Below are 26,104 nucleotides of genomic sequence, written 5' to 3'. Positions count from 1 at the left end.
ATAATCATCCATCCAAAAAAGCTACGTAGCCTTATACGTGAAAATGCATAGTGCACATGAAACACCCCCAAAGATAGTAAAAAATAAAGTAAAACTTGAATCAATATTTTATAGGCGTCCTTTCCTTATAAATAATTGGATAACTAAATTACAATATGAATCTAGTTGAAATTCTTCCTATTTTTCTCAAATCATTTCAAACAGCATATCTCTTAAAATACCATATCTCTGTTCTTCAAGTTGCAATCCAAGTGAAATTTATGTAATAAAAATCCCCGTTTTTACAAGCGGGGATTTCTTTTATTATAATACGTCACGTTTTTGGAATAATGCACTTGATGCTACAAGTAACACAACAAAGTATGCAGCTACAAGTAATAATGAAGTTGTAAACGTAAATTCTGTAAATGTTGGTTCCATTCCACCATTGATTAATTTATTACTATCGTAAGCTCTTAAATCCAAATGGTTGAATACTACAAACTTCGCTACACCTTTTGCAAACATTATTAATACCATGTTAATTGCACCTTGTAAGAAGAATAGGAACATCGTAATAATTAATGGTAATACAGACTTTCTAAAGACATTTGCTAAGAAAAATGCAAGTGTTGCAAAAAAGAACGGTGAAAGTAGTTGATATAAAGTGGACTTCATTACGATTCCTAACGTTAATTCTGTTTTACTACCATCCATTACAATACCGCCAATAATCATTGCAATTAGCATACCAGCTAATACGATAAATAACATTGCTAATAACACTGTAATATATTTAGAAAATAAAACTGCAAGTCTTTTTCTTGGACGGATTAACAATTGTTTAATTGTACCTTTTTGGAACTCATCAGTAAGAGTACGGGCAGCAAGTGTGATCCCAAAAATCGTTGTAAATAAAACAATTAAGCCAATCTCTGAGTTTGCATAATCTAAATATGATCCCTTAAACTCATCACCTTTTCCCCACTTCAACATTGCTAAAGTACCTAAAATTTCGAGTGCCGCAATGACACCAATTAAAATATACATACCTTTTTTCGCATGCAACTTTAAAAATTCATTTTGAATTAATTTAAACATTACGCTTTCACTCCCCCAGTAATCGCTAAGAACTCATCCTCTAACGTTTTATTTTGAACAGTAACTCCGTATACAAGCACATCAGCATGAACAAGTTTTTTTACAATTTGTGGAATGTTGTCTTTTGTTAAAGATGCTACAATTACATTCCCTTTCGCTTTACCTTTAATAATTTCATTCGCTTTCTGAACTTCATCTACTTCAAACGCTACAACGACTGCCTCATCATGCTTCACTTTTTCATGTAAGTTGTACTCTTGTACAAACTCACCTTGTTTAATAATAACGACGCGATCACACATTAATTCAATTTCACTCAATAAGTGACTTGATACGATTACAGCAATATTCTCTTCTTTCGCTAAACGTTGTAAATAATCACGAATTTGGCGAATACCAGCTGGATCTAATCCATTTGTCGGCTCATCTAAAATTAAGATTTTCGGCTGATGAAGTAATGCCTGTGCAATTCCTAAACGTTGTTTCATACCAAGTGAATATGTTTTCACCTTTTTATGAATTGCATGCTCTAATTCAACAAGCTTTACAATCTCAGCAATGCGCTCTTTACTAATTGGTTTAATGGCCATGTTCGCAAAATGCTTTAAGTTTTGCATTCCTGTCATATAATCATATAGTTCAGGATTTTCTACAATCGCTCCAATTTGCTCTAGTGCCTTTTCACGCTCCGAGCGAATACTATGTCCACAAATTGTAATATCGCCCTCTGTCATTGAAATAAGACCTGTCATCATACGGATCGTCGTCGTCTTACCGCTACCGTTCGGTCCAAGGAATCCGTATACTTCTCCTTCACGAACCTCAAATGATAAACCACGAATAATTTCCGTTCCACCAATCCTTTTTCGAACATTCTCTAACTTTACTACTACGTTTCCCAATGCTGATTCCTCCTTTAGACTTCTAGTTTTTTATCGATAATATAAGCAATTACATATATTATTAGAGCACTAACCATTACCATGAAACTTATATTAAAAATGTTAAATCCATTTTCTTGAAACATATTAATAAACAGACTCTTGCTTTCACTATGATATTCTACTCTTCGTAATACTTGGAAAGCTGGAGCTAATTTTCCTAGCAAGGTTGTCGCTAAAGTAATCGCTATATTTATTACTAGGAAAATAATAACGATTAGTATATTTTGCGCCTTTTTCTTTTTCGTAAGTAACTTTACTAGAGTAATTACCAATATGATTTGTAAAACACTAAACAAAAACTCAAATAAATCGCTTATCGTATATATTAAATTATTAATTATGCCTACTTGCATAATCTCTTTTGCTTCTACATATACAGAAGTCGTAGGAAAAGCTAATACATAACTTACGTAGAAAAGAATTCCACATATCCCATACCATATAGCCATTGCGATAAATGAGAAAATAAGCATAGAAATTACATATTGTTTCCCAGATATTGCTGTAAGTCGTAACATTGGATTAGTTAGTAAGCGTGAATATGATTTCATTGTTTGTATAAACATATAAACAATATAAAAGAAAAATATAATCATAATGATTCCAAATATACCCTCTTGTCTACTGATAGCCGCATCACTTTTTCTTACAATCATTTGTGAAAATAACACAGCTTCAATTAGCACAAAGAATAAGAAAGTAACAATATATCTTTTCTTATTTACATTCCATAAATAGGAAAGTACTGACTTCACTTACTAAACACCTCCTTAAACAATTCATGAACTGCTTTTCCTCTCTGAAAACGAATTTCTTCTACATTTTCATATAGAACCATTTCTCCATCTTTTAAAAAGATCACTTCATCAAAAATATTTTCAATTTCATTTATTAAGTGAGTGGAAATTAATATCGTACAATCTTCCCTATAGAACTGTAGAATTAGATCCAATACATGTTCTCTAGAAACAAGATCAATTCCGCCCAATGGCTCATCTAGTACATATAGCTTCGCTTTTCGAGAAAACGTTAAAATAATCTGCAGCTTCTCAACCATACCTTTTGACAATGCTGTAATTTTTTCTTCTAGCGGTATTTTAAATTCCGCTATCGTATCTACCGCTTTTTGAATATCGAAGTCTTTATAAAAATCCCGGTAGAAAAATAAAGCGTCTTTTACAGTCATCCAATCATCAAAGATTGGCTTATCGGACATAAATGAAACGATTTCTTTCGTCTGTAATCCTACCTTTTTACCGTCTATTGTGATACTGCCTTCAGAAGGGTGTTGCAAGCCTGCAATCATTTTCAATAACGTCGTTTTCCCGCTCCCGTTATCTCCAACAAGCCCAACGATTTTCCCTTCCGTAATCTCTATGTTTAATTCACGGATCACTGCTTTTAATCCGTATCTCTTCCATAAGTTTTCTATTTTTAATAGCTCTGTCATTGGCTCTCCTCCCTCTTATCATGCAATGAAGAACGAAGAATTGTAAGAATTTCTTCTTCTGAAAAACCTAAATTGTCCATTCCATCTATAAAAGAATGAAGTAATTCTTTCGCCATCTCTTTTCGCAGCTCCATTATTTTCTCCCCTTCATTCGTTACATACCGTCCCATTCCTCTACGTGTTACAACAACTCCATCCCGTTCTAGCTCTTGAAATGTACGCTGAATCGTATTTGGATTCACTTGTAATTCACTCGCTAATTCACGGACAGAGGGAATTTTATCACCAGGCAATAACTGTCCTGTTACGATCTCTTTTTTTATGTATTCCATTACCTGAATGTAAATTGGTATATTTGGAGAAAACTCTATTTTCATTTCTTCCCTCCTTTTGTATTGGTGTACTAGTTAAATAATACACTGATACAAAAAGTTTGTAAATACCCATTTAATTACAAAAAGTTCTATCCGTTAACCGAATAGAACTTCCCAAACATAAATCGCTATATAGAAATAATAGTGTTATGTAAACAAAATTATAAAGAAAAGCTGTCTTATCAATGAATAAGACAGCTTTTCTTTATAATCCTATATTAAAAGTTAAACACGAAGTCATCGTCAGCTAACTTTTCAACGTTCGTTGCTTTTACGTAACCATTTCCTTTTACAGAGAAGAAATCATGGTTTTTCGTATCTGTACGTAAACCATTTAAAACGATTGGGTTAATTTCTTCTTCTTCAAACTTCGGCTCAAGTCCTAAGTTCATAAGCCCTTTATTCGCATTGTAACGAACGAAACGATTTACATCTTCTACAAGACCGATAGAAGTGTAAATTTCTTCTGTATAGGCCATTTCAATTTCATATAGTTCCATTAATAACTCTTGTGTTTCTTTTTGCACTTCTTGTTGCTCTTCTGCAGAAAGTTCTGCGAAGATTTGTTGTGCTAAAATACCGACGAATACGCCGTGAATTGACTCATCCTTTACCTTCACATAAGTTCGCTACTCCTATGCCGTTTATACAGCTTACAGTTTCCTGTAAGAAGAGACTATATCATCTACCTTCTCAGGTAGCCCTCCATTTCGATTTAAGGGATTCTCACCCACCGCTTGGCCCTACTCCTCTTGCGGAATTTCACCGCCATTGGGATAGTCGTTGAACGTTCCTTTATCTACGTATCGCACCCACCACTGTCTATACAGTTTTCGATGTCTGATACTTCCGTACATGTTATCGCTAGATAAAGGCTTCGCTGCTGATTGCCCTATCAGCTATTCTCCTTTCCATCTATTGATAGTTAGAGAATAACCTGAATGCATATATTCATCAATAATAATACAGATAAATTTACAATAGGGGGTCCCAGCAATTAAAAGGGTTTTTCAATTGGTATCTCTACCAAAAGCCGCCATAAGTTAACGGATAATAAGGTTAATAATTTCACCACTTGCCGTCAGTTTACCTTGACCAGCTAAGTAAAGTGGATAGAAGAATCCACTATAGAATAAGTAACTTTCTAAGAACACACTTGCTACCATTGCCATGTATAACTCTTTTTTCGTTACTTCAGGCTTTAATAAACGACGATAGTAACTAGTAATAATACCAGCTTTTTTCTCAAGTAACGGATGATTGTCTACCCAGTCAAAAATATCATCAATTTCTTCTTCTGTAGCTAATGTTGTGAAAATGTGACTATAACTTTTCGCATGTACTTCTTCCATAGCTCCCATGAAAGCTAATACACTTTTCGCTTGTAAATTTTCAAGATGAACAAGTACAAGTGGCATTCCTTCGCCACCTTGTTTCGTATCTAAAAGTGTTAAACCACCTAATACACGCTTATAAGCAATTTGCTCTTCTTTCGATAATTGCACCCAAGTATTTTTGTCAGACGAAACCGCTATTTCTTCTTCTGTCCAAAACTGAGCGATGTTTTGCTTCCAAAACATTAAACTGAAATCATCTTCCTTTTTATTCCAGTTAACAGCGCGCATTGAATCACCCCTATATCTATTATTGTTCTACTGAACGGTTAAATTTCCATCTAACAATGAAAAGCTAACCGTTTAGTAGAACAAACCAAGTATGAGCAGGGTTCATAACCCTGCTCATACTATTGGGTTATTCATTTAGTATGGCAATATGCCATTAAACGGTACACGCCACACACTCTTCCACGCTTAATTTACGTGTTCTCGTATAATACAGACTCTTTAAGCCTTTTTTATGTGCATAGATGTAGTAACGTGCTAATTCACGTGTTGAAATATCACTATTAACGTAAAGAATTGTACTAATTCCTTGATCAATATGTTCTTGAATTTCTGCGATTAAATCAATTAATTTAAACTGATTCATATCGTAAGAAGATTTATAGTACCAGAACGTATCTTTTGATAAATACGGCATTGGATAATATGTTGTCGCGTTCGCATATGTTCTTGATTCGATTTGACTTACGATCGGCATTACGCTTGAAGTTGCATTTTGAACGTAACTGATTGATTGTGTTGGAGCAATGGCAAGACGATATGAGTTGTATAAACCATTCTTTTGCACTTGCTCTTTTAAACTTGTCCAATCTTCTTTTGTCGGAATATGAATTCCTTCAAATAGTTGCTGAACTTTTTCAGTTACTGGGCTGTAATCTGTCGTTTCATACTTTTCGAAGTATGTGCCATTCGCATAATCAGATTTATCGAAGTCTTTAAATGTCTCGCCTTTTTCTGTAGCGATTTCCATACTTTTCTCAATAGAATAGTAATTTAACATCATAAAGAATGTACGAGCGAATTCTTTCGCTTCTGCACTTTCATAAGCGATTTTATTTTTTGCTAAATATCCGTGTAAGTTCATTGCTCCAAGTCCAACTGAATGAAGCTCGTCATTTGCTTTTTTCACAGTTGGTGCATTCGGAATAATCGTCATATCAGAAACAGCTGTTAAAGCTTCCATTCCCGCATGAACTGCTTCACGAATTTCTTTATTTTCCATTACGTTTACGATATTTAACGATCCTAAGTTACAGTTAATATCACGACGGATAATGTCATCTGTACCGTAATCATTTATTTCTGAAGTTTCTTGAAGCTGGAAGATTTCTGTACATAAGTTCGACATCTTCACAGTTCCAATATCCTTCAATGGATGTTGATTATTTGCATTTGATTTAAACATTAAGTATGGGTAACCAGACTCAAGCTGAATCATAGCGATTTTAATAAGCATATCACGTGCACTAATATCTAGTGGCTTCTTCTTCACTTTCGGATTGCTCATTAATTCATCGTACATTTCATCAATGTCAATATCATCTAAATGCTTGCCATATTCTTTATAAACCGTATAAGGCGCGAAAACATGGAAAGGTTCGTTTTTCTCAGCAAGCTCAAAGAACTTACTTGGAACGATAATTCCGATTGATAGAGACTGAATACGGCTCTTCTCATCGGCATTTATTTTTTTTGTATCAAGGAATTCAATAATATCCCAATGGAAAATGTTTAAATATACTGCGCCGGCACCTTTTCGTTGGCCAAGCTGATTCGCATATGAAAACGAATCTTCAAGCAATTTCATAACAGGCACTACACCACTTGCAGCGTTGTCGATACCTTTAATTTGCTCACCACGTGCGCGTAGCTTAGATAAGTTTAAGGCTACTCCCCCGCCGATTTTCGATAATTGCATCGCAGTATTAATGTTAAAGCCAATTGAATTTAAGCTATCGTCCATCTCTAACAAGAAACAAGACACCATTTCTCCTCTTCTGCTTCTTCCCGCATTTAAAAAGGTTGGTGTCGCTGGTTGGTAGTTTTGTTTTACAATCATGCTTGCGAATTGTTTTGCCTTCGAAACATCACCGCGTCCTAAGTATAATGACACAATTGCTACACGATCTTCATAGCTTTCTAAGTATTGTTTTTGATCATTCGTTTTTAACGCATAATCTTTGTAGAACTTAGATGCTGCCATATAAGATTGGAACTCGAAGTTTTCACCATAAGCGATGTTATATACTCCCTCTACTTCCTCCAAGCTATACTCGTCCAGAACGTTGTAATAGTAATCATGTTCTTTCATATACTCCATTCGCTCTGCCACGCTATTAAAAGGAACGGTATTCTCTCTAGCTTCTTCCATAAAGACTTCTAATGCCTCTTTATCTTTATGAAGCTGATAAAAACCGTCCTGCATTTGCGTGATTTCATTATTCAGTTCAATGTGTCGCAATCTCCCGCACCCTTTCCTTAAAATATTCTACATCGTTATTTGTTCCAGATAACTCAAATTTTGATACAATAGGCACTTCATATTTAGTAGAAATCTTGTCAGCACTTGCACCGAACATGTCTCCCCAGTTACGATTGCCGCTTGCAGATACGCCTTTTAATTTTTCATTATTGCGCTCTAAAAAGTCTAAAACACGTTCTGGTACATTGCCAAAACCTGTTGTATACGTAATAAGAATAAAGTCTTCATCTATTACTAGATCTTCATCAATTTGAACGGCCGGCATATTTAATTTGTGAATGAAACGCTTCACGTTTCCTGTCATAGAATCATATGCAACTAACATTTCCGACCCTCCCTCTCAAATCTATATTCTCTATATGTTGTTCTTGATTTCTCTATATATTGTATTACGTTTCAAAATAAGACACAAGATATATGTATAAATTCTTTCTTTTTTTAACTTTTACTTTTCGACATGATAGCCGTTTTTTTTCAATACAATGACTATGAAACAACATTCTAAAACTCATGTCAATAAAGTGCTTTTCAAAAAAGTTGTCAACGAATTTAATCTTATTTTAAAAAAAGTTAACAATATATTTTGTCATAAAACGGTAGATGCTGAAGAAATATATTTCTCCAGCATCACGCAAAAAAGAACAGATATGAAACTATAATCTGCTCTAAAAAACGATTACATTTATCAAATTTACCTTATTAAATATATTATACATATACTTTCGTTTTTCGTTACATACTAAAAGATAACTATTATAGAAAAAGATTATTATTATGGAACTTCAATTTATTTATGAAAAGTTTATTCAGAGTGCTCAATACGCAAAATATCTTTTACAAATATGTGATGTGGATTTTCATCTTTATCAAGCATTGTACATACAGGAGCCTCTTCATCAAAGTATACAATCATTCCTTCTACGTACTGATATGTATGTTGAACTTGTACAGTTACTTTAATTTCTACCGCTTCTTCATATGCTCTTTTTATTTTCTGAAGCATTTTTGCTGAACATTTTCGTTTCTCTGGATACATAACCATTCCCATAAATCTATTGCCGGCTCTATCTTTCCACATATAATCCCAATGTGGTAAAATGCCTTGTTTAAAATCGCCCATAATTCCCCTCTCCTTTATCTTTTATTTATCCCGCATTAAACGTTCGATTGGTGTCGGCTACTAATCAGTGAGGGATGCCCTGCTGATCAAAATTCCCCTTTATGAACGTGGCGTTTCTGAATATGTATAAATCACTTGCCCGCCTCGTTGTGCGTTACCAATGAAATGCTTAAAGTCTTCTCTATTTACAACAACTTCTCTGAACGTATAAAATACATCTTTCGTAACAACATACTCCGTTATTTCACCATTTTTCAGCTGATCTAAAATTGTATTTGCTAATTCTTTATCCATGTATTTCACCTCTCTGCAATATTTTATTTTATCGTATATTCTATAGGTCAACAACTGTAAAATTATCCCGCTATTTGCAGGCGGTCCGATTGGTGTTGGCTACTAATCAGTCGTGGAATGAACAAAAGTCTTACTGATTAACGTTTCATTTTATCTCGTTGTTATGCCATGATTTTATTTTCGTTATTTCGCAAACAATATCGTTTTACTATATGTCCACTAAATATCATATACTAACATAGCTACTTCTCTATATCAAACATTTCGGCATTCAATTATGCAAAGTTCCATACCACTATGCTACAATATACAAATAGAACTAGGAGGGATACTATGATTCGGAAAGCAAAAAAGACAGATGCAATGGCAATAGCTCCTTTATTGTATAATGCTCTGCATGAAATTGCTGAAAAAATCACAGGTAGCACAGTTAAAGCAGAAGTATTACTAGGACTTGAGACATGGTTCTCAAAAGAAAATAACCGTCTGAGCTACGAAAACTGTTTTGTCTATGAACAAGACGAGAGTGCAGTTGGGATTATTGTCGCTTATCACGGTAGTGAAGCAACACAGCTTGACGCACCAATTGTACATCACTTAAGAGAATTACATAAAGATGAATCAATTACGTTAGAAAAAGAAGCTGAGCTTGATGAGTATTACATTGATACATTATCAGTTTCAAGTGCACACGGCGGAAAAGGTATAGGTTCTAAATTAATTGAAGCTGCCGAAATCTATGCAACTGAAAAAGGGCATGAAAAAATCGCTTTACTTGTTAATTTAGAAAACACACGCGCCTATTCACTATACGAAAAGTTAGGTTATAAAAAAGATGAAATTGTTATGCTAGTAGGCGAACCTTATGCTCATCTCGTAAAAACATTAAACGTCAAAATTTCTATATCTTAAAAAGAAAGCACACGATTTATATAAATCGTGTGCTTTTATGTTAAATTCGTATTTAATATATTTCCATCCATCGCCTCGTGAAACGTATATGTTGTACATCCCCATGGCTTTCTATGCAAAATAGGAGAACCAGACCATCCCATTGCCCTCAGCTCCGTTCCAATCATCGAATTAAAATACTTATGACCTACAAGAGCAATACTTCCATGTACGAGAGCATAACGATGTAACAGGTAAGCCGCTTGCCTTGCCCTCTCTCTTACTTCCTTATAAGACTCAACATCTTTATGGTAGCCAAGTATCCATAACGTTCGTCCAATGAACATCCATACCTTAATTGTGCATTTCAACCACTTCGGAGCAAAAAAGCATGAAGGAACTTCAGCTTCTCTAAAAAGAGAATTTTGCATAAAAGATAAAGAATCTGTCAATTCAGCTGCTGATTGTACAGCACGCCTTTGATCACTTGTTAAGACAAATTTCGCTGCTTCAATTGCCTCTATTGTTTCTATCGGCATTTTAGCTTTTTGTATCATTGACTCGGAATCATACTGTTTCATCCATTCGTGAAATGAATTAATTGTCATCGGTTCTCTTATACGACCTAAACAACCATGACGAATAAAAGAAATCTTCATTCTTTTCACTCTCCATTCATCACTTACGAACTCTATTATGCACTAGTTCTAAATATCATACCACGCAAGAAAAGAAAGTTATATACCTTTACATCTCCCCACCACTATCATGTGTTATCGAAGCATGGGTACCATCCATCCCATCAAAATATGTATTCGTATCATATTGACGAATCTTTTTTAAATGCATATAAGAAAATAAAAATAAAATTAAAGCTATAACACTCCCCACAAATTCAAACATCATTTTACCGCCTCTAATTTCTCCCACTTCAGCAGGTTATTCTACTTTTTCATTATACCTCGATATAAAGATTTCCGCATTTTTGCTATTTTTTTCAAATAACATGGATTTTCTACATATTTTCTTACAAAAAGTGAATATTTTTCGAATTTTTACTTTGGAAACATTTACAAAGTAGGAAATATGGTTCAAAATAGGAGGAAATAAAAAAACCCAAATTTATTCTTTTTTTGGGAAAACTGTAACAAGGAGAGTTGCTTATGCAGATCGCAGAAACTGGAGATATCATCGAATTTAAAGGTGGAATGCAAGGCCGTGTTCAAAAAGTAAATCAAAACTCTGTTATTGTTGATATAACAATTATGAAGAATTTTAGAGAACTAGATATGGAACCTCTTACAGTTGTAAGTCATAAAAACTATACTGTCATTAATCAAAATGCATAATATAATAGAAAGAAAGGGCCTGTATAGTATACAGGCCCTTTCTTTCTATTAACGATTATCAATTGTTTCCGGATATAGATCGTGGTTCATCATGCGGTAGTCAGCCATTTGTTCATACTTCGTCCCCGGGCGACCGTAGTTGCAGTATGGATCAATTGAAATGCCACCACGTGGTGTAAATTTCCCCCATACCTCAATGTAACGTGGATCCATTAATTTAATTAAATCGTTCATAATAACGTTCATGCAATCTTCGTGGAAATCACCATGATTGCGGAAACTAAATAAATACAACTTTAAAGATTTACTCTCTACCATTTTTTGCTCTGGAATATAGCTAATATAAATTGTTGCAAAATCTGGTTGTCCTGTTTTCGGACATAAACTTGTAAATTCAGGACAATTGAATTTTACAAAATAATCACGGTTTGGATGATTATTATCAAATACCTCTAATATTTCTGGGCTATATTCAAATAAATATTTTGTATTTTGATTTCCTAGTAATGTTACATCTTTTAAATCTTCATCTAATCTTCCTGTCATTTTAAACATCCCTTCTCATTATACGCCGCGTTTATTTCCCCATACTAACGCATGAAGCTGGGGCAATACTTTTGCATCATTCATCTCTTTACAATTTACAGCTTTATCAATCAGCCACTCATACTTATCTAATAATTTTTTAATAAGCATCGCATCATCCACTGTTTTTGTATCATCGTTTCCTACTTGCAAGAAAAATGGTACATCTGGATAACGTTCGTGCATCTTAACTGCATATTCAAAATCATGATCATCGAATACTACTACTTTTAAACTAATATCTTTTCCTGCTAGTTTCTGAATAATAGCATCTAACTTCTGAAAATCTGTTTTCATCGTCGAACTTGGTGGTTTTGGAGAAATTGTTACTTCATCAATTTGAAGTAACCAATCTTGCCATTTACTCCCTTGAGTTTCAATTGCCGTCCGCATTCCATTTTCTTTTAATATAGAAAGAAGAAACTCAATATTTTTCAGCAATGCCGGATTCCCGCCTGAAATCGTAACATGAGAAAATTTTTCTCCTCCAATTGCAACAAGCTCATCCCAAATATCTTCTGCTGTCATCTGTCTAATTTGATTTTTAGCTGATCCATCCCATGTAAAAGCAGAATCACACCAAGCGCAGCTATAATCACAACCAGCCGTACGGATAAACATTGTCTTTTGCCCTACAACCATTCCTTCACCTTGAATAGTCGGACCAAATATTTCTAAGACAGGGATTTTACTCATCGAGCATCCACTCCCGTCTTACTTCCGCATAACTAGTCGGCGTCTCAAATAGACGAACAAATTCTACGCGAGCTCCTTTATATTCGTTCACTCGATTCTCTTTAGTTAGTGCCTCTGCCATCTTTTCATAAATCCAAACGACCATATTTTCAGCAGTCGTATTCATTGCAGGTAACGTTTCGTTTAAATAACGATGATCTAAATAAATTTCGATTTCATTCTTCCAAATCTCTTTTATATCACCAAAGTCAATTGCAAGTCCTATTTCATTTACATATCCACTAATTCCAAATACAACTTTATATGTGTGACCATGTAAGTTTTTACATTTCCCTTCATAACAGTGTAAATGGTGTGCTGCATCAAATGTAAATTCCTTGCTGACCATTACTCTTTTATTATGGTATTTGAGCTGTTTACGCTGAATATCCTTGTCCATTTTTTGCAAATTTTCTACGATGCGAAATCCAAAGAAATTATCCATTAGTTGTTCGCTCCTTCGCGTTCTTGTAGGTACGTATCTAATCCTGCTTTACGAAGTTGGCACGCTGGACATTCACCGCAACCATCACCAATGATTCCGTTATAACATGTTAATGTTTTTTCTCGAACAAACTCAAATGCTCCAAGTTCATCTGATAATTTCCATGTTTCAGCTTTATCAATCCACATAAGTGGCGTGTGAATGACAAACGGGTAATCCATGGATAAATTTAAAGTAACGTTTAACGATTTCACAAACACATCACGGCAATCTGGATAACCACTGAAATCAGTTTCACATACACCCGTTACAATATGACGTGCTCCAACTTGTTTTGCTAATACAGCAGCAAATGATAAGAAGAGTAAATTTCGTCCATCTACAAATGTCGATGGCAATTCACCTTCTTCATGTGTAATCTCCATATCCGTTCTCGTTAACGCATTTGGAGCAAGTTGATTTAATAGACTCATATCTAGTACCGTATGCTTTATTCCTAGCTCTTTTGCAATTTTCGCTGCACAATCAATTTCTAGCTTATGACGTTGATTGTAATTAAACGTTACAGCTTCTACCTCTGCAAACTGCTCTATTGCCCAAAATAAACATGTTGTACTATCTTGTCCTCCACTAAAAACAACAACTGCTTTTTCTTTTTTCATTTCACTCATTCTCCTTCTCTACTATAAATAAGAAGAAAGAACGTTCTTGAACTGTCACAATAAAAAAACAAAACAATACCTAAGGATATTGTTGTTTCCATAGTTTTTTATAGAGGGAGTTCGCGAACCTCTCCCGCGCGGTGCACGGAATTTCTTCTTTCATTGACACAGCTTATTGTAACATATTGTATACTAGCGTAAAAATTTCTGATTTTTCCGCTATTTATTATTTCATTTCTTACATTTTATAGTATGATTAATTTAATATAAGAAGAGAGGAGGCATCCCACTGAAATCCTTTATTATTTATCTCTTTTTAAATATATTATTCATCCTTATTACAATGCTCGTATATCATTTATTTTGGAATCAAAAAGGGAAACGCTCTCCTAAATTAAATTCAGCTATATTTATTGTATTGTGTTGCCTCGCTACCGTACTCTGTATTACATTTGCAGCAAAAACAAATAATGGTTTTCAATTTGATATGCGCCATATTGTATTAATTGTCGGTACATTAACGGGAGGGCCTATTGCTGGTGGTTCTATCTTAGTTGTATTAAACATATATCGCTTACTATTAGGTGGGGTAGGTGTTTTCCCATCTCTTATCGGTTCTGTTCTTCTATTTATTGTTCTACTATTAACATATAAATTTTTCAATCGAACTTCTAATCGTATAAAAATAACACTTGCTATTATCTACAGTCTCACATATGGATTTAGTTGGATACCTTTCTTTCTTTCAAAGGTTACAAATAAGACTGATTATATACCGCATATTATTGTATATGAGTTATGTTCAATGCTTGGTACGATCCTAATTTTATATTTACTACACATATTACAAACTCAAGTTCGTCTCCAAAACGAACTTATAAATGCTGAAAAGTTTCATTTAATTGGTGAAATGGCAGCGTCTATCTCTCATGAAATTCGCAATCCATTAACTTCAACGAAAGGGTTTTTACAACTGTTACAATCAGATACATGCACTGAGCAGGAACGAAAATTATATATCGACATTGCCATTAACGGCATCGAACAAGCAAATCATGTTCTTACAGATTATTTAACTTTTGCCAAACCAAGCATTGAAAAAGAACAAACATTACAGTTAGAAGAAGAATTACTACATGCATTGTCGTTAATTACACCGCTTGCTAATTTAACAAATGTACGTACTCATTATATAAAGCAAAGCACTTCTTTTTTTATCGCTGGAGAAAAACAAAAACTAAATCAATGTTTATTAAATATTTTTAAAAATTGCATTGAGGCTATGCCAAAAGGCGGTGATCTTTATTTCACATTAGTTCCTGATCATAAGCATATTCAGTTATATATAAAAGATACAGGAATCGGTATGGATTCAGAACAAGTAAAACGTCTTGGTTCGCCTTTCTATTCAACGAAAGAAAAAGGCACTGGACTTGGAATGATGGTCGTATTCAGTGTTGTTCAAGCTATGAACGGAAAAATTGATATTATAAGTGAAAAAGGAATCGGTACAACCTTTTTATTAACTTTTCCACTCATACAAAAAACGTGATGAAATAATCATCACGTTTTTTCTGTTCCTTCAACTAATTCAGCAAAAGCTTTCACTTTTCCGTGCGGTTGTTGATTTTCTTTACGCGCTTTCCAGGCGCGCTCCTCTTCTCGCTTCTTCTTAGACATATTTTTTCAACTCCTTCTTTTCTTTCTCCATGTAGTATTCCAAAATAAGAAAGAAAACTATGCACATATCAAAAAAGAAGTGGTTTCCCACTTCTTCCACTTTAGCGTTGCAAAATTGCATGTTTCGCCTCTTTTAACTGCGTAAGATGTCTTTGTTCATGCAAATCAAGAAATTGAACCCATTGATACAAATTCAGATCATTAAAAACAGGATGCTTTAATCCATTTTCAAATAGATCTTTTTCATCTATAACACTATGAAGCGCGTGTAATAGTTCTTGTCGTGAATGTTCTAGTAATTGAATTCCTTGCTGTTTTTTCATTAAAGTTTCTGTTGGTTGCATTTGCTGAGGAGCTTCTCGTTTATGTGTGCGATCAAGCGTAAGTTGGAGGTCTTTAAATGGAGTCATGTTTCTTTCGTTTTTTTGTAAAGCATATACAAGGGCAGACGTGACAGATTGTTCAACTAAATGCAAGTGGTGTAAAATTTGAGTAATACTCCATTTATCACGGCGTGGCTTTACATTCACTTCTGTATCATTTAACATTTCAATTTCTGATAATAGCGTGCTTCGGGTAGACTGTAATGAGTTTACTAAACTTTCTAAACTCACATCCATATTAGATTGAAGCATACTTGTTCCCCCCTTTTGTTGGTGAAAAGAGGTGCTCCTTATTAGAAACACCTCTTTAGTATTCTGAATTTTCTTTTATTATCTCATCATTTTCCCATTATGTCGATGTTAAACATGTGAAAAAAAGCGCATGTTTTTTACAATTTTGTGTCGTCAAACGCATGTAACCATGCTTCAATTTCTGTAATAACACTTTTCACACAGCCTTCAGCAAATGGTGATGTTAAATTTGCAACTTCTACTAATTCTAAGAACGATTTACTTCCACCTTGTTGACACAGATTCACATAATCTTCCCACGCCTCTTGTCTATTATCTCTTGCACGTTTCCAAAATTGTAGCGCACAAATTTGAGCAAGCGTGTAATCAATATAATAGAAAGGTGAACTATAAATATGCCCTTGACGTTGCCAAAAACCACCGCGCTCTAAATAATCATTATCTTCATAATCACGATGCGGTAAGTATTTCTTCTCTATGTTACGCCATGCTGTCTTACGCTCTTCAGGTGATGCTTCAGGATTTTCATATACATAATGTTGATATTCATCAACTGATACGCCATAAGGTAAAAACAGAAGTGCTGAACTTAAGTGAGAGAAGTAATATTTATCTGCATCTTCTTCAAAGAATAGCTTCATCCATGGCCATGTAAAAAATTCCATACTCATAGAGTGGATTTCACACGCTTCATATGTTGGCCAATTATATTCTGGAATTTCAAATTTACGACTTTCATATACTTGGAAAGCATGACCTGCTTCATGTGTTAATACATCAATGTCACCAGATGTTCCATTGAAGTTTGAGAAAATAAATGGCGCTTTATAATTCTCAATATATGTACAATATCCGCCACCAGCTTTTCCTTTTTTCGCAACTAAATCTAATAAATCATTATCTAGCATGAAATTGAAAAATTCATCTGTCTCAGCCGATAACTCTTTATACATCGTCTTTCCATGATCAACAATCCAATCCGCATCTCCTTTTGGAGTTGGGTTCCCTGTAGCAAACTCAAAGTTTTCGTCGTAATAAGCTAACTTCTCTACACCGATACGTGCTTGTTGTCGCTTTCTTAATTCCGTTGTAACGGGAACGATATAATCCAGCACTTGCTGACGGTAATTAGCCACCATCTCCGCATTATAATCTGTACGGTACATTCTTGCATATCCAAGTTCAACAAAGTTTTTGAAACCTAAAGATTTTGCGATTTTCGTTCTCACTTTAACAAGCTCATCATAAATACGATCTAGTTCTTCCTCATTTCCAGCTAAAAATCCGTAGTATGCTTCACTTGCTGCTTTACGTTCGCTTCTTTCTTTTCCTTGCATAAACGGAATCAGTTGCGATAACGTTCTTTCTTCTCCAGCAAAGTCAATTTTTGCAGATGCTAATAACTGTGTATATTGCGACGATAATTTATTTTCTAATTGTAAATCTTTCACGACTTCATCTGAATATGTTTTTAAATCACATTCTGCTAGAGCAAATAATTGTTTTCCATAATACGCCTCTAATTCTTCACGAAATGGAGAATTAATGAGTGCCTTATAATATTTTGTACCATATCCTTGTACAACTGGAGAGAATTCATCAAAGAAATCCTGCTCCTCCTTATAAAAAGTATCCGTCGTATCAACAGAATAGCGAATGTAACAAAGGTTTCCCATTGTACCAAAATCGTTGCGAATTTCATTAATTGAATGAATGACTTGTTTTTGTTCTTCTACAGTTTTTGCGTTATCAAACTTCTCTAAAGCAACAGTAAATTTCTCTTTTAACTCTTCAATATTTGGGCGTTTATATTCATAGTCTTTAAATGACATGAACGAGCCTCCTCTCCATTACATACCTTTACTATAATTCAATACGTATTCCCGAATTCCCTCTTAATTTTCAACAAAATTCGGCAGTTACTACCCTGAGTTCATTGCAAATAAAAAAGCCTTGGATTTATTTATCCAAAGCTCCTTTGGAACATATTATTATTTTTCATACTTCCCAATTTTTTTTAATAGATCAAGTAATTCATCTTTTTCATCTTTCGTTAACATTTCAAAAGACCGATGTATAACTTTCTCATGCCCCGGAAAAATAGAAGCAATAAAGTTCTCGCCAGACTCAGTTAATTGCGCGTAAATAACACGTCTGTCATTCGGGCATGGGATTCTCTTTACTAATCCCTTTTTCTCCAGCTTATCTACAACATATGTAATGCTGCCACTGGCTATTAAAATGCGCTCACCAATTTGCTGGAGTGGTTGACCGCCTTTATGATATAGCAGTTCTAATACAGCAAATTCCGTTGGATTTAACCCGTTACTTTGTATAGATTTATTTGTAGTATCCATAACAGAACGATGTACACGAGATAATGCAATAAATACTTTTAAAGATTGAGAAATATCTTCTCGTTCATTATTTGATGTCATACAACTTTCAACCCTTCACTTAAATTCTCAGCAATAAAAAGAAAATGCCACTTCATACTTCATGTGAATTCCGAATGAGCATTCACTCATCCATTTCCTCTCCCCTAATATATTAAGAATCATTCTTGAATAAAAACATGACAATTTTAACATAGTTTATATATAATGATAATAAAAAAAGAAGGAGTACCACATTTGAAAGTCAAATTCCAAAGCATAATTATATATATATTGCTTGTTATCCTACCGACAATAGGGATTGGTGCTACATTTTATTCGTATCATACATATAAAATGAAACAGGAAAACAAATTATCCGCTCATACAGTTCTCTTTTTATATAGAGATTATTTAGATCATCATCTTGGTGAAGCAATTTCTGCTTTAGACATGCTTGCAAAAGTTGTAGGCACCGAGACTGGTAATATAAATGGCATTAAACAAATTGTACATGATACAGATGGAAACGATGCACGCTTTTCTGGTCTATATTACGCTACACCAAAAGGGGTCATTACAATCGCATCTGAAGATGAATCAAAGCCCGTAGATGTTTCAGACCGTAAATATATTCAAGACGTTCTACAAACTAAAAAAACCACTGTATCATCAGTCATTACTGATCGCGTTCTTGGACATAAAGCTATTATGATTGCTGCCCCCATATTCAATAAACAGAAGGAGCTCTCAGGATTATTATTAGCTAGTTTACGCTTTGATTACATTTCATCTTCTTTAAATGCCATTAAACCACAATACCATTTTGAGGTAACTGATAAACATGATGTAGTTTTTCTAACCGATGATAATAATGACACAAGTGATACGCATTCTAATATGCTTACTACTCCACTCCAAAGATTAAATTGGAAGGTCTCTGTTTCACCATTACCTATTCATCAAAAAAACTTATACCAGTGGGTTGCAATAGAGTGTATCGCTACTTTATTTTTAATGTCTATTTTATTTTTACTTGCTCAATATATGTTGTTAAAACGTCAAACAAAACTTGAAAGACAACAAAATGAACTACAGAAAATTGAATTAGTTGGAACTTTTGCAGCAAGTACAGCACACGAAATCCGTAATCCTCTTACTGGAATTAAAGGACTCGTCGCTCTATTAAAAGAGAAATATAAAGATGAACAAGATCAGTTCTACTTTTCCGTAATTGAACAAGAAATAGAGCGAATCAATGAAATTGTAAGTGAATTTCTTATTCTCGGCAAGCGAACCGCCATCATCGAACAAACATATGACGTAAGAACAATTCTAAATGAGGTAGCATTAATTATTCAATCTGAGGCGAATTTACATAACATTGTATTCCATTTACATTTGCCAGACCATCCTGTTCATATCCGTTGTTCGAAAGACCATATGAAACAAGTGGTTTTAAACATTACAAAAAATGCAATTGAGGCCATGACTTCTAGTGATACACTAACCATTGTAGTAAAAAACAATGAAACACACGCACAATTGCAGATTACAGATACTGGAAAAGGGATTCCGCAACATATTCAAAAACACCTCTTTCATCCGTTCTTTACTAATAAAGATACTGGAACAGGTCTTGGACTTGTCATATGTAAACGAATTGTAGAGATGTATAATGGGCATATTTTTATTGACAGTACAGAAAACGAAGGAACGACAGTTCATATCGAAATTCCGTTACACATAGTATAATTATCCTTATCCTATAAGGGTAATTATACTTATTTCATAAAACCAGTGACAAGCATTCGCCAAAAATTATTTGATTTTCCTTCATACCCGATTTGGAAAATTGGTATTTTTATAATTGAAAACCATTTCGGTGTTTGTTTTTCTTTATAACACTGATATTGTAAAATAAGCTTGTCCAATTCTTGACTAACTTGAATTGTCTCCCTACTATTTAGCCCACTTGTTAATCCTAGTTGAATCATTTCTTCACGTTTCATATGAATATCACGTGAAAGCTTTTCTAATGTGTACTTCCTTTTTACAGTAAACATCCATATCCCCCTTATTATACTTCCATGCTCTCAACTTCACTTCTCCATTGACCTTTTGAACTACTTAATCATATACAAATTTGAAGAATCAGAAATTTTAACATTTTCTCCCTGTAATTTACAAATCTTTACCCTCACTTTGAGAATTATTACAAATTATTCTATCTTTGTAAATACATTCGCAATAATAGACATTTTTTTCATCTTCTTTTTTTACAAATTCTACGTAAACCGGGGATTCTTAATTTTCCACCTACTTTTCTTCGACATTTTTTGTTTAATTTATATAAAAAAGCAAAACATAATGATGATTGATAAAGTGAAACTTTAATCAGTGTTTTTTGTTCAGCCCCACTGATTATTAGCATTCACCAATCGTGCGTTTATAGGCAGTGAATCTCCCACCTATCCAGCCCAATGTTGAGGTGGGAGTCTTACTACCCACAAATAGCGGGATAACAATAGAAAGGAAATATTTATATGCGAAAATATACGATTACATTGTTCATCATTGTTTTGTTTTTACCGTCCTTCTTATTTCCTATTCAAGCAAATGCTCATACGAATAAAGTTGCTATTGTCATTGATGATTTCGGCAATAATATGAAGGGGACTAATCAAATGTTATCACTTCCCATTCCGCTCACTGTTGCTGTTATGCCTTTTCTTCCTTCCACAAAAGAAGATGCAATAGCTGCCCATAAAAAAGGCCATGAAGTTATTATACATATGCCAATGGAACCTATTAAAGGTAAAAAAGAATGGCTTGGACCGAAAGCAATTACAACCGATTTAAGCGATGAAGAAATAAACAACCGACTTGAACAAGCGATTCAAGAAGTTCCGCATGCAATTGGAATGAACAATCATATGGGGTCAAAAGTAACAGCGGATGAAAGAATTGTTCGCCTTATACTTGCTGCTTGTAAAAAACACGGTTTATTTTACTTAGATAGTAAAACTAATCCTAATAGTGTCGTCCCAAAAATCGGAAAAGAATTAGGAGTTCCTATTATTGAAAACCAACTATTTTTTGATGATGTGTATACAGCAGGACATATTTCAAAACAAGCCCAATTACTCATCAAAAAAATTCAAGAAAAACCTATTATGGTAGCTATCGGGCATGTGGGCCCCCCAGGTGAAATTACATCACGCGTTATTGAAACTTCTATCCCTAAAATTCGTGAGCATGCAGACTTTATTTTTTTATCTGATCTAGCATTATCCCCGCCTCCTGTTTCAAAATAAAGTTTATTACTCACAAAGAAAAGTACCTATCTATATATAACAGATAGGTACTTTTCTTTTTAACTTAAATATAATCTACATGACTCACTCTGAATCCTTTTTTCTCTATTTTTCCGATTAATTGCTTTAATCTTGTTTCATCTAACTCATCTGATATATTTACAATAACGCGGCGGATATATTGATCACCGTTATCAAGTGTAAACAACCCACCGATATTATATGCTTTTAACAATGTCCCAAGCTCTTTAATCGTTCCCTTACAATCTTGTGTTGCAATTGTTAATATATAACCACCTGTCCGCATACCAAATGAATCTTCAATAACATCAAATATATTCGAATGCGTTAACATACCGACAAATTCATTATAATCATTTAGCACGGCTAAAAACGGAAGCCGACGAATCACATAAAAGGCTCTGAAGAAGGAATCCTTTTCAAAAATAAATGCATTGGAATTGTCAAGCATATCTCCTGCACTTACATGCTCTAATCCGCTATTGCATTTTTTTTCTAATAAATCTACTTTATAAATAATACCCGTGAATTTCTTCTCATCTTCTGCTAATACCGGGATGGCTCGAAATCCCGTTTTGTTCATCGTTTGCAGTGCCTCTTCACCAGAATCATTTATTTTGCAAAATGTTACTTGCTGCTTTGGCAGAAAATGATATTTAACTCGCAAAATATGTTCCTCCTTACATGTCAACATGTAATCTATATATAATAAGGAGACCTATATTTTATGAGTGAAATTATTTTTAAAACGCTTTCATTTATTTATTAACTTGTGGCCATATCACATTCATTTTTATATAACAGAGCTTCTTGCGCCCTTAATCATTAATAATTTCACATGATAGTTCATTAAATATTCTATACCCTCTAGCCATTTTTTCGCTTCTTCTGGCGTTTTTCCCCACACAATCATGCCGTAATTATGAACAAGAACTACTCCTCCACCTTCAATGAAATTCGGAACATTGCTTTCTAATAAATCAGCGAATTTTTTTTCATCTTCTACAATTGGAATGGTCATTTCTGTTATACCTTCTTTTCCGAAAACACGTTCCACACTGCGTTTATCGAACGTTACTTCTCCTTCTTCTCCATATAACTCTGATATTAAATGACTATCTACAGTCTGCACTTGTAAAATACATCCTGCACTACTTTTTTTATAAATATCCGCATGCATAAATGACTCTGCAGCTGGTTTTTCTTCATTTTCAAATACTGACTCGCACATGCAATTTACGACAATAAAATCTTCTTCCGAAAATAGCCCTTTATCTCTTCCCTCAACATTTACTAAAAATGTTAACGGCTCTTTTGACGTACATAGCGACAAACTAATTTTGGTACCATAAAACCAATCACGAAGTGCCAATTCAGATTTCACATCTTTTAATTCATTCCATTTCTTCAGAAAAAATAACATTTCGTCACCCCCGGCATAATATTCATATAAGGTTCGAATCCTTTCTATGTAAAAGGAATATTTTTTGATTATTCTAAAAATTTAATTGAATTATCACATGAGAATGCTTTTTTGTCAATATAGTTTCGCGGTTCTTCTTTAAAATAGGCTATTCATATGTCTATACTCCTATCTATTGCCTATTTCATTTTGTACATAAAAAAATGCACTATTCTTTAATTAAAGAATAGTGCATTTTCCTCACTTTTTATCCCGCTATTTGCTGGGCAGTAAGACCCCCACCTCAAAATGCAGCGAAAGCAAAGAAGTTAGGCGGGGATCGGGCTCTGCCCGTAAAAGCCCGATTGGTGAGGGCTAATAATCAGTGGGGGATAAACAAAACCCCCACTGATTAAAGTTTCATTTTATTTCTTTATTGCATTATATAAAAACTGTGCATATTGTTCACGTGTTACGAAATTATCTCCTAAAAAATTCCCTTCCCCGTCACCTTTTGATATTTTATTATCTACTAGAGCTTTCACATATCCTTTCGCCCAATGGCCATTTGGTATATCTTTGAAATTCTCTGCACTATTTTCATTTTCTTTTAACTGAAATACTCTTTGTAGTACTACTGACATTTCATATCGAGTTAATACTCCATCTGGACGGAATATATCATTTCCATACCCTGTCATAATACCAGCTTGAACCACTGCATCAATAGCCGTTTCATACATATTTCCTTTCGTATCTGTAAATGCCGTTTTTGGTTCTAGATTATTTTCTAATTTTAAATACCTTTGTATTAGAAGAGCTACTTGTCCACGAGTAATGTTATCACCAAATCCAAATTCACCATTTCCATAGCCTATAAATAACTTTTCTTTCGCTAAGTAATTAATTGCTTCTTCTGACCAATGTCCCTTTGGTACATCTTTAAATTCTACCACTTCTGTTTTCTCATCTTCTTTAGATGTATTACCGTCTTTACTTTCTACTACATTTTGAATAACAGACCCTGTAAAGAAGATTCCTGTATCCGCAAATGGATCTTTCACACCAAATTCATATACTTTCTCACCTGGTGTACTCCATTTCACTACACCATTACTATACGTACCGTTATCGCTCTTCAGACGAATTTTCGTAGAAATCTCACCATCTTTTTCATATATAGGTACTTTTACTTCTTTATTTACTTCTGTTTCCTCTAAAAATACTTTTTGGTTTTGGACATTGATATAAGCCGTCTTACTTAGTTCTATAACTGGTCGGACATCACGGATTTCATTTGCAACAAAACTTAGAAATACTAATTTTTTCAAATTGCTCACTGGTGATAAGTCTGTAATATAATTCGCTTCTAAATCAAGCTTTTGTAAGTTTACTAGACTTGATAATGGAGTAATATCTTTTAATTCATTATTAGGTAAATCTAATTCTGTAAGCTGAGTCATTTTAGCAAGTGGTGTCACATCTTTAATTTGATTTTTCCCGACAAATAATTTATTTAATTGATTCATTTGATCAATACCCGATAAATCTTTAACATTATTACGCGTTAATACTAAATCTTTTAAAGGTAATGAATATAACGGTCTAATATCTTCAATTTGATTACCTGCTAAAGTTAAGTATGTTACATTTTTTAAAGCACTTAATGGAGCAACGTTCTTAATTTTATTATTTGCTAAATTCAAGTAATCTAGTTGTTCCATTTTTGCTAATGCTGTTACATCTTCTATTTGGTTGCCTGATAGATATAAAGTTTTTACATTTTTCATTTCAGTTAGTGGTGCAACATTTGTAATTTTATTATTACTTAAATCAAGAGACTCTAAATTATTCATCTTAACAAGTGGCGTTACATCTGAAAATTCATTACCACGCAAAGCTAAATGATTTAATTGCTTTAGGTTCGCAAAGAACGACGGATCTTTTATCTTTGCATTCGCAACTGTTAAAGATTTTAAATTTGGCATATATTTTAATGCACTATAATCAAGTATCTCGTTTGTATTTAAAAACAAATCCTTTACTTGTAATAACTCTTCTTTCGTAATTGGTGTATTTAAATCTTTTCTATTAAATACTTTTTTATTAACAAGTTCTCTTAATTTGTTATCTGTTATCATGTTTTGATTATCAACTGGATTATCCGTTTCCGTATTGCCTGAATTAGAGTTATCATCTGGTTTCTCTGTTTCTTTGTTACCTACAGTTGGATCTTTAATTTCAAATTGAACTTGATATTTGTGATCATATCCAATAGCTGGAATAAGTATATGCATTTGCATATTGTGCTTCTTCTCAAACTCGCCAATTTCAAATTGAACTACTTTCGTTCCATTCTTCCTCTTATCTTCTGACAAAACTTTCACATCATGAAATACACCAGGCTGGTTTCTATCTTCTATTCTAAGATATTGAAAATAATCGCTATCTTGCATTGTTACAGTGACAATTTTTTTGCCAGCTGCAATTGTTACTTTAGGATCTTTTATATATTGAGAAACCATAGATGGCTCGTCTTTTTGATCCTTATATATTTTAATCTCAGTATCATACGTGCGATCACTCGCTGCTGCTACCGATTGATTTGCTTCAACTTTTAGTGCTGCTAATGCTGGAGTAGAGTACGTAGCAAATGGAATTGCTAATGTTGTCGCTACTACTAGCGCCTTCATATAATTTTTTTTCAAAATAATATCCCCTATCATATATAATTTTTATAATTGATAATACTTATCAATTATCCACAAATAAATGATAATGAATATCATTATCATTGTCAATGAGAATATTACATTAAATTTATATTTTTAAAGATAAATAATAAAAAGCCCTTTATTCA

At 33.8% G+C, this 26,104-nt stretch carries 28 protein-coding genes, 3 pseudogenes and 1 riboswitch; of the genes and pseudogenes, 5 read left to right on the top strand and 26 right to left on the bottom strand.

From position 1 onward, the window contains the following. Window positions 1-303 precede the first annotated feature (303 nt). The 12 genes and pseudogenes from MR167_RS13095 to MR167_RS13045 all read right to left on the bottom strand — a co-directional run bounded on the left by MR167_RS13095 (window position 304) and on the right by MR167_RS13045 (window position 9,147). On the bottom strand, window positions 304-1,080 hold the full coding sequence (locus MR167_RS13095; protein ID WP_000475427.1) for an ABC transporter permease: 777 nt from the start codon (window positions 1,078-1,080) through the stop codon (window positions 304-306). Continuing rightward, the gene (locus MR167_RS13090) at window positions 1,080-1,982 is read right to left on the bottom strand and encodes an ABC transporter ATP-binding protein (RefSeq protein WP_000528817.1); all 903 of its coding nucleotides are present in this window, start codon (window positions 1,980-1,982) and stop codon (window positions 1,080-1,082) included. Before MR167_RS13090 ends, MR167_RS13095 begins: the two co-directional genes overlap by 1 nt. 14 nt (window positions 1,983-1,996) lie before the next feature. Beyond that, on the bottom strand, window positions 1,997-2,779 hold the full coding sequence (locus tag MR167_RS13085) for a hypothetical protein (RefSeq protein WP_000843921.1): 783 nt from the start codon (window positions 2,777-2,779) through the stop codon (window positions 1,997-1,999). Next, window positions 2,776-3,474, bottom strand: coding sequence for an ABC transporter ATP-binding protein (locus MR167_RS13080; RefSeq protein ID WP_127725715.1), 699 nt, complete (start codon window positions 3,472-3,474; stop codon window positions 2,776-2,778). The genes MR167_RS13085 and MR167_RS13080 overlap by 4 nt, the downstream gene beginning before the upstream one ends. Then, a complete protein-coding gene (locus MR167_RS13075; protein ID WP_000687506.1) occupies window positions 3,471-3,851 on the bottom strand; it encodes a GntR family transcriptional regulator in 381 nt (126 codons plus the stop codon). Before MR167_RS13075 ends, MR167_RS13080 begins: the two co-directional genes overlap by 4 nt. A gap of 215 nt (window positions 3,852-4,066) precedes the next feature. Continuing rightward, window positions 4,067-4,462 (bottom strand): annotated as a pseudogene (locus MR167_RS13070) (ribonucleotide-diphosphate reductase subunit beta); the annotation flags it as partial. Window positions 4,463-4,591: 129 nt separating this feature from the next. Continuing rightward, a pseudogene (locus MR167_RS33340) lies at window positions 4,592-4,693 on the bottom strand (nuclease); the annotation flags it as partial. A 201-nt stretch (window positions 4,694-4,894) separates the two neighbouring features. Further along, window positions 4,895-5,473 (bottom strand): annotated as a pseudogene (locus MR167_RS13065) (ribonucleotide-diphosphate reductase subunit beta); the annotation flags it as partial. A gap of 154 nt (window positions 5,474-5,627) precedes the next feature. Then, a complete protein-coding gene (nrdE, locus tag MR167_RS13060; protein ID WP_001215843.1) occupies window positions 5,628-7,712 on the bottom strand; it encodes a class 1b ribonucleoside-diphosphate reductase subunit alpha in 2,085 nt (694 codons plus the stop codon). Beyond that, window positions 7,699-8,058: a class Ib ribonucleoside-diphosphate reductase assembly flavoprotein NrdI gene (gene nrdI, locus MR167_RS13055; RefSeq protein ID WP_000959447.1), complete on the bottom strand. Its 360-nt coding sequence runs from the start codon at window positions 8,056-8,058 to the stop codon at window positions 7,699-7,701. The genes nrdE and nrdI overlap by 14 nt, the downstream gene beginning before the upstream one ends. A 477-nt stretch (window positions 8,059-8,535) precedes the next feature. Beyond that, window positions 8,536-8,853, bottom strand: coding sequence for a hypothetical protein (locus tag MR167_RS13050; RefSeq protein ID WP_242314792.1), 318 nt, complete (start codon window positions 8,851-8,853; stop codon window positions 8,536-8,538). 99 nt (window positions 8,854-8,952) lie between these two features. After that, window positions 8,953-9,147, bottom strand: a complete 195-nt coding sequence (locus tag MR167_RS13045; RefSeq protein ID WP_000356686.1) for a hypothetical protein — start codon at window positions 9,145-9,147, stop codon at window positions 8,953-8,955. Between the two features lie 333 nt (window positions 9,148-9,480). On the opposite strand from MR167_RS13045, the gene MR167_RS13040 reads away from it, so the two are divergent. Then, complete coding sequence (locus tag MR167_RS13040; protein ID WP_000619550.1) at window positions 9,481-10,059, top strand: GNAT family N-acetyltransferase; 579 nt, start codon at window positions 9,481-9,483, stop codon at window positions 10,057-10,059. A gap of 35 nt (window positions 10,060-10,094) precedes the next feature. Here the strand turns inward: MR167_RS13040 and MR167_RS13035 are convergent, their stop codons facing one another. Next, window positions 10,095-10,697: a phosphoglycerate mutase gene (locus MR167_RS13035; RefSeq protein ID WP_000703092.1), complete on the bottom strand. Its 603-nt coding sequence runs from the start codon at window positions 10,695-10,697 to the stop codon at window positions 10,095-10,097. Window positions 10,698-10,785: 88 nt separating this feature from the next. Then, window positions 10,786-10,941 (bottom strand): hypothetical protein, encoded by a 156-nt coding sequence (locus tag MR167_RS13030; protein WP_002083105.1) that lies wholly within the window; start codon window positions 10,939-10,941, stop codon window positions 10,786-10,788. A 260-nt stretch (window positions 10,942-11,201) separates the two neighbouring features. On the opposite strand from MR167_RS13030, the gene MR167_RS13025 reads away from it, so the two are divergent. Then, the gene (locus MR167_RS13025; RefSeq protein ID WP_001165082.1) at window positions 11,202-11,387 is read left to right on the top strand and encodes a YkvS family protein; all 186 of its coding nucleotides are present in this window, start codon (window positions 11,202-11,204) and stop codon (window positions 11,385-11,387) included. Between the two features lie 48 nt (window positions 11,388-11,435). Here the strand turns inward: MR167_RS13025 and queF are convergent, their stop codons facing one another. From queF to queC, 4 genes are read right to left on the bottom strand one after another with little or no spacing between them, the layout of a single operon-like run. Next, the gene (queF, locus tag MR167_RS13020) at window positions 11,436-11,933 is read right to left on the bottom strand and encodes a preQ(1) synthase (RefSeq protein WP_001986050.1); all 498 of its coding nucleotides are present in this window, start codon (window positions 11,931-11,933) and stop codon (window positions 11,436-11,438) included. An 18-nt stretch (window positions 11,934-11,951) separates the two neighbouring features. Further along, window positions 11,952-12,668, bottom strand: a complete 717-nt coding sequence (queE, locus tag MR167_RS13015) for a 7-carboxy-7-deazaguanine synthase QueE (protein ID WP_000036303.1) — start codon at window positions 12,666-12,668, stop codon at window positions 11,952-11,954. After that, complete coding sequence (queD, locus tag MR167_RS13010) at window positions 12,661-13,152, bottom strand: 6-carboxytetrahydropterin synthase QueD (RefSeq protein ID WP_000368414.1); 492 nt, start codon at window positions 13,150-13,152, stop codon at window positions 12,661-12,663. The genes queE and queD overlap by 8 nt, the downstream gene beginning before the upstream one ends. After that, window positions 13,152-13,814: a 7-cyano-7-deazaguanine synthase QueC gene (gene queC / locus MR167_RS13005; protein ID WP_000711598.1), complete on the bottom strand. Its 663-nt coding sequence runs from the start codon at window positions 13,812-13,814 to the stop codon at window positions 13,152-13,154. Before queC ends, queD begins: the two co-directional genes overlap by 1 nt. Before the next feature lie 93 nt (window positions 13,815-13,907). Next, window positions 13,908-13,951, bottom strand: a riboswitch (PreQ1 riboswitch). Window positions 13,952-14,157: 206 nt separating this feature from the next. On the opposite strand from queC, the gene kinB reads away from it, so the two are divergent. Further along, window positions 14,158-15,366 (top strand): sporulation sensor histidine kinase KinB, encoded by a 1,209-nt coding sequence (gene kinB, locus MR167_RS13000; protein ID WP_133963950.1) that lies wholly within the window; start codon window positions 14,158-14,160, stop codon window positions 15,364-15,366. An 11-nt stretch (window positions 15,367-15,377) separates the two neighbouring features. Here kinB and MR167_RS12995 read toward each other — a convergent pair whose 3' ends face one another. From MR167_RS12995 to MR167_RS12980, 4 genes are all read right to left on the bottom strand, one after another. Next, a complete protein-coding gene (locus MR167_RS12995; RefSeq protein WP_000038355.1) occupies window positions 15,378-15,494 on the bottom strand; it encodes a DUF6254 family protein in 117 nt (38 codons plus the stop codon). 101 nt (window positions 15,495-15,595) lie between these two features. Then, window positions 15,596-16,129, bottom strand: a complete 534-nt coding sequence (locus MR167_RS12990; RefSeq protein ID WP_000941975.1) for a DinB family protein — start codon at window positions 16,127-16,129, stop codon at window positions 15,596-15,598. Between the two features lie 137 nt (window positions 16,130-16,266). Then, a complete protein-coding gene (locus tag MR167_RS12985) occupies window positions 16,267-17,961 on the bottom strand; it encodes a M3 family oligoendopeptidase (RefSeq protein ID WP_242314790.1) in 1,695 nt (564 codons plus the stop codon). 159 nt (window positions 17,962-18,120) lie between these two features. Further along, window positions 18,121-18,567, bottom strand: coding sequence for a MarR family winged helix-turn-helix transcriptional regulator (locus MR167_RS12980; RefSeq protein ID WP_000203339.1), 447 nt, complete (start codon window positions 18,565-18,567; stop codon window positions 18,121-18,123). Window positions 18,568-18,762: 195 nt separating this feature from the next. On the opposite strand from MR167_RS12980, the gene MR167_RS12975 reads away from it, so the two are divergent. Beyond that, window positions 18,763-20,259, top strand: a complete 1,497-nt coding sequence (locus MR167_RS12975) for a DUF3149 domain-containing protein (protein ID WP_063675130.1) — start codon at window positions 18,763-18,765, stop codon at window positions 20,257-20,259. A 29-nt stretch (window positions 20,260-20,288) separates the two neighbouring features. On the opposite strand, the gene MR167_RS12970 is transcribed toward MR167_RS12975, so the two are convergent. Then, the gene (locus MR167_RS12970; RefSeq protein ID WP_000495537.1) at window positions 20,289-20,570 is read right to left on the bottom strand and encodes an aspartyl-phosphate phosphatase Spo0E family protein; all 282 of its coding nucleotides are present in this window, start codon (window positions 20,568-20,570) and stop codon (window positions 20,289-20,291) included. A gap of 480 nt (window positions 20,571-21,050) precedes the next feature. Between MR167_RS12970 and MR167_RS12965 the strand changes: the two genes are divergently transcribed. Further along, window positions 21,051-21,821, top strand: a complete 771-nt coding sequence (locus tag MR167_RS12965; RefSeq protein ID WP_001234134.1) for a divergent polysaccharide deacetylase family protein — start codon at window positions 21,051-21,053, stop codon at window positions 21,819-21,821. A 64-nt stretch (window positions 21,822-21,885) separates the two neighbouring features. Here the strand turns inward: MR167_RS12965 and cbpA are convergent, their stop codons facing one another. From cbpA to MR167_RS12950, 3 genes are all read right to left on the bottom strand, one after another. Further along, complete coding sequence (gene cbpA / locus MR167_RS12960; protein WP_001264214.1) at window positions 21,886-22,509, bottom strand: cyclic di-AMP binding protein CbpA; 624 nt, start codon at window positions 22,507-22,509, stop codon at window positions 21,886-21,888. 126 nt (window positions 22,510-22,635) lie between these two features. Continuing rightward, window positions 22,636-23,265, bottom strand: a complete 630-nt coding sequence (locus MR167_RS12955) for a class II aldolase/adducin family protein (protein WP_000896006.1) — start codon at window positions 23,263-23,265, stop codon at window positions 22,636-22,638. 404 nt (window positions 23,266-23,669) lie between these two features. Further along, complete coding sequence (locus MR167_RS12950) at window positions 23,670-25,952, bottom strand: NEAT domain-containing leucine-rich repeat protein (protein ID WP_137073707.1); 2,283 nt, start codon at window positions 25,950-25,952, stop codon at window positions 23,670-23,672. Window positions 25,953-26,104 lie beyond the last annotated feature (152 nt).

It is taken from the genome of Bacillus cereus group sp. BfR-BA-01355 (assembly GCF_022663675.1).
GTDB lineage: Bacteria > Bacillota > Bacilli > Bacillales > Bacillaceae_G > Bacillus_A > Bacillus_A thuringiensis_S.
The sequence above is the reverse complement of the archived record's forward strand: the minus strand, read 5'-3'. Positions and strand labels throughout refer to the sequence as shown.

Bases quoted from the DNA above. Each gene is read 5' to 3' on its own strand.
- MR167_RS13095 (WP_000475427.1), bottom strand. From the start codon at position 1,080: ATGTTTAAATTAATTCAAAATGAATTTTTAAAGTTGCATGCGAAAAAA.
- MR167_RS13080 (WP_127725715.1), bottom strand. From the start codon at position 3,474: ATGACAGAGCTATTAAAAATAGAAAACTTATGGAAGAGATACGGATTA.
- MR167_RS13075 (WP_000687506.1), bottom strand. From the start codon at position 3,851: ATGAAAATAGAGTTTTCTCCAAATATACCAATTTACATTCAGGTAATG.
- nrdI (WP_000959447.1), bottom strand. From the start codon at position 8,058: ATGTTAGTTGCATATGATTCTATGACAGGAAACGTGAAGCGTTTCATT.
- MR167_RS13050 (WP_242314792.1), bottom strand. From the start codon at position 8,853: ATGGGCGATTTTAAACAAGGCATTTTACCACATTGGGATTATATGTGG.
- MR167_RS13045 (WP_000356686.1), bottom strand. From the start codon at position 9,147: ATGGATAAAGAATTAGCAAATACAATTTTAGATCAGCTGAAAAATGGT.
- MR167_RS13040 (WP_000619550.1), top strand. From the start codon at position 9,481: ATGATTCGGAAAGCAAAAAAGACAGATGCAATGGCAATAGCTCCTTTA.
- MR167_RS13035 (WP_000703092.1), bottom strand. From the start codon at position 10,697: ATGAAGATTTCTTTTATTCGTCATGGTTGTTTAGGTCGTATAAGAGAA.
- MR167_RS13030 (WP_002083105.1), bottom strand. From the start codon at position 10,941: ATGTTTGAATTTGTGGGGAGTGTTATAGCTTTAATTTTATTTTTATTT.
- MR167_RS13025 (WP_001165082.1), top strand. From the start codon at position 11,202: ATGCAGATCGCAGAAACTGGAGATATCATCGAATTTAAAGGTGGAATG.
- queF (WP_001986050.1), bottom strand. From the start codon at position 11,933: ATGACAGGAAGATTAGATGAAGATTTAAAAGATGTAACATTACTAGGA.
- queE (WP_000036303.1), bottom strand. From the start codon at position 12,668: ATGAGTAAAATCCCTGTCTTAGAAATATTTGGTCCGACTATTCAAGGT.
- queD (WP_000368414.1), bottom strand. From the start codon at position 13,152: ATGGATAATTTCTTTGGATTTCGCATCGTAGAAAATTTGCAAAAAATG.
- queC (WP_000711598.1), bottom strand. From the start codon at position 13,814: ATGAAAAAAGAAAAAGCAGTTGTTGTTTTTAGTGGAGGACAAGATAGT.
- kinB (WP_133963950.1), top strand. From the start codon at position 14,158: ATGCTCGTATATCATTTATTTTGGAATCAAAAAGGGAAACGCTCTCCT.
- MR167_RS12995 (WP_000038355.1), bottom strand. From the start codon at position 15,494: ATGTCTAAGAAGAAGCGAGAAGAGGAGCGCGCCTGGAAAGCGCGTAAA.
- MR167_RS12990 (WP_000941975.1), bottom strand. From the start codon at position 16,129: ATGCTTCAATCTAATATGGATGTGAGTTTAGAAAGTTTAGTAAACTCA.
- MR167_RS12985 (WP_242314790.1), bottom strand. From the start codon at position 17,961: ATGTCATTTAAAGACTATGAATATAAACGCCCAAATATTGAAGAGTTA.
- MR167_RS12980 (WP_000203339.1), bottom strand. From the start codon at position 18,567: ATGACATCAAATAATGAACGAGAAGATATTTCTCAATCTTTAAAAGTA.
- MR167_RS12970 (WP_000495537.1), bottom strand. From the start codon at position 20,570: ATGTTTACTGTAAAAAGGAAGTACACATTAGAAAAGCTTTCACGTGAT.
- MR167_RS12965 (WP_001234134.1), top strand. From the start codon at position 21,051: ATGCGAAAATATACGATTACATTGTTCATCATTGTTTTGTTTTTACCG.
- MR167_RS12955 (WP_000896006.1), bottom strand. From the start codon at position 23,265: ATGTTATTTTTTCTGAAGAAATGGAATGAATTAAAAGATGTGAAATCT.